2 protein-coding genes are annotated in these 2,592 nt (G+C 48.2%); one reads left to right on the top strand and one right to left on the bottom strand.

Features of this window, described 5'->3' with window-relative positions:
* A partial coding sequence (locus WC958_06445; GenBank protein MFA5629861.1) for a cytidylate kinase family protein occupies nt 1–258 on the top strand: 258 nt, incomplete at its 5' end.
* Nucleotides 259–406: 148 nt separating this feature from the next.
* Here the strand turns inward: WC958_06445 and WC958_06440 are convergent.
* The gene (locus WC958_06440) at nt 407–2,107 is read right to left on the bottom strand and encodes an amino acid carrier protein (GenBank protein ID MFA5629860.1); all 1,701 of its coding nucleotides are present in this window, start codon (nt 2,105–2,107) and stop codon (nt 407–409) included.
* Nucleotides 2,108–2,592 lie beyond the last annotated feature (485 nt).

Below are 2,592 nucleotides of genomic sequence, written 5' to 3'. Positions count from 1 at the left end.
GAGTCCCGGCTCCGGCGCTGCCGTCGCCGGGCACCGGAAGACGAACGGTTGTCAGATTCCCAATTGAAAGCCCAGATCAAAGCTGTCGATAAGAACAGGGCACGGTATTACAAATTTTTCACCAACCGAAAATGGGGCGAGAAAGAGAATTACACGCTTTGCATCAACACATCAACCTTGGTTATCAAAGACCTTGCCTTACCACTTGCCGAGCTGCTTAAAACCATCCTGGATTGCAACAATGATCAAGCGACTTAGCAAGCAAGTGATATCTTTGCCAGCTACCTACATCGGCCCGCAACTCATACCGGTAAAACGCGTGCACAAAACTATTTTTTGCACAGATTTAGATAATACAAAATAAAAGAAGACCTTAAAACAAGATCGGCCGGGAGATAATTCGCGATCAATGATCAGGATGCTCCTTCCTAAAACCGGTCCAGTAATCATTGATCGCCGACTTCACCTCCTTGTGCAGGATGAGCAGCCCGACCAGGTTGGGAACAGTCATAAACGCGATCGTGATCAACGATAGGTTCCAGATAAGGGTAGTATCGGCAAAGGAAGCAAAGAAGAACCCTACGATAAAGACGATCCGGTAATAGACCACGTACTTTGCCCCGACCAGGTAGGTGATGCTCCGGTCGCCGTAATACGACCAAGCAATGGCGGTAGAGAAAGCAAACAAGAGCAAAGCAATGGCCACGATGTATTGCCCCATGTCACCCAGCACGCTCTTGGAGAAAGCAGCCGCGGAAAGAGGGGCACTATGCACAAGCGAGCGGCCGGAAAACACTAAATAGGACGACCGGTCGGCAATTTTTCCGTTCACGACAGGGATCTGCCCGGAGAAGAGTTGCCCTCCGCCAAGTACCTCCACGTCCTCGGCCAGCGACCGGGCGTGAATCAGGGAGACATTCTCCCGTATTTTTCCCTCCTCCACGTGCAACACACCCGAAAAGAGTGCTACCTTGGTTTTGCCACTCAAGTGATTTTCCAAGGTTACCAGATCCTCTTTATTCCCTTCGTGGTAATAATCTGCCAAGATTTCGATATCGGTCTGTTGAAACCGGTTGGGCAATTTCTCATTCCACACCCCGGACGATAACAACACCATCCCGGTGAGAAAACAGATAATCACGGTATCGATAAAAGGCTCCAGAATAGCGACCATCCCCTCCGAGACTGGCTCGCGGGCTTTTGCTGCCGCGTGGGCAATGGGCGCGGAACCCTGCCCGGCCTCGTTAGAGAATAGTCCCCTGTTCACCCCGTTATTGAAGGCGAACGCGAACCCGGCTCCCAAGAACCCACCTACCGCCGCGGTGCCGGTAAAGACATCCCGAAACAGGGCAATGAAGGAAGGCATGATGTTCTGTGTATTGGAAAAAATGACCGCGAGGGCACCCGCGAAATAAAGAATCGCCATAAAAGGCACCAATTTTTCGGTTACAAGAGCAATCCTCTTGATTCCACCAATAATGATTAAACCGAGTAAAACGGAGAGGATAGCCCCGGTCACCACGTGTTGTACGCCAAAAGCGGCAAACATGGCATTGGAGATGCTATTCACTTGCGGCAAGTTACCGGTTCCAAACGAAGACAAGATAGTGGCAATCGCGAAGAACCCGCCAAGCCAATACCCGGTTTTGATCATCTTCCCGTTTTTTAACGGGATATTTAACCGCTTTTTCATGTAATACATGGGACCACCGGCCACCTTCCCCTTCTCGTCGAAATCACGGTATTTATGCGACAGCGTTACCTCGACGAACTTGGTACACATGCCCAGGAAGGCTGTCACCAGCATCCAGAACAGTGCCGCGGGCCCTCCCAAGTGAACGGCCAGTGCCACGCCGGCAATGTTCCCGGTGCCAACCGTCCCCGACAGGGCGGTTGCCAATGACTGAAAATGGGTGGTATCTCCTTTATCCTCTTTTTTATCGTACTTGCCTCTCACGATACGAATAGCATGTGAAAAGTACCTGATCTGCGGGAATTTCAGGTAAATAGTAAAGAAGGCACCTGTTCCCAAGAGAAGAAAAATAAACCAGTTATTACCGGCTAAGTACTGGTGGATAACCAAAAACAGCTCGTTAAGTTGCCGCATAACACGAATTATGGATGAAGTAATCGATGAACAGGCTACAAATATAGTTATTCATTTAAAAAATCAAATCTTTATTAAAAAAAGATTCCCGGAGAGTTATTCCCGATCGATACCGGGCGTATTCCAAATAATGCGATATTTCTCCCCCTCTCGTGGGGCAAAACCAGTAAATTGATATATCTTTGGGTTTTCGGGGTATCCGGAGAGGGTGGAGTCGACCTCTGCTGTCCACTTGGGATTTCGGGCCGGGTTGTCCCCCTCGGGGTTGCCAATAGGTCGCGCGGTCATTAAAGAAATATTTCTTTAAATATTCTCGATTGACGAGTATATTTTGTATTTTTGCGGTCTGAAACAAACAGGCCGCGCCTTTATATTGCAAAACGAGCGTACAGATTCCATAAAAAAAATAATAATCATTTATAATTAAAAAGAGAACTTATGAGTTGGTTAATCAAATCATCTATCGGACGGAAATTTATTCAAAG

The organism is Dehalococcoidales bacterium, from assembly GCA_041656115.1.
GTDB lineage: Bacteria > Chloroflexota > Dehalococcoidia > Dehalococcoidales > UBA5627 > UBA5627.
Note: the sequence above shows the minus strand (reverse complement) of the source record. Positions and strands in the feature narration are given on the sequence as shown.

Bases quoted from the DNA above. Each gene is read 5' to 3' on its own strand.
- WC958_06440 (MFA5629860.1), bottom strand. From the start codon at position 2,107: ATGCGGCAACTTAACGAGCTGTTTTTGGTTATCCACCAGTACTTAGCC.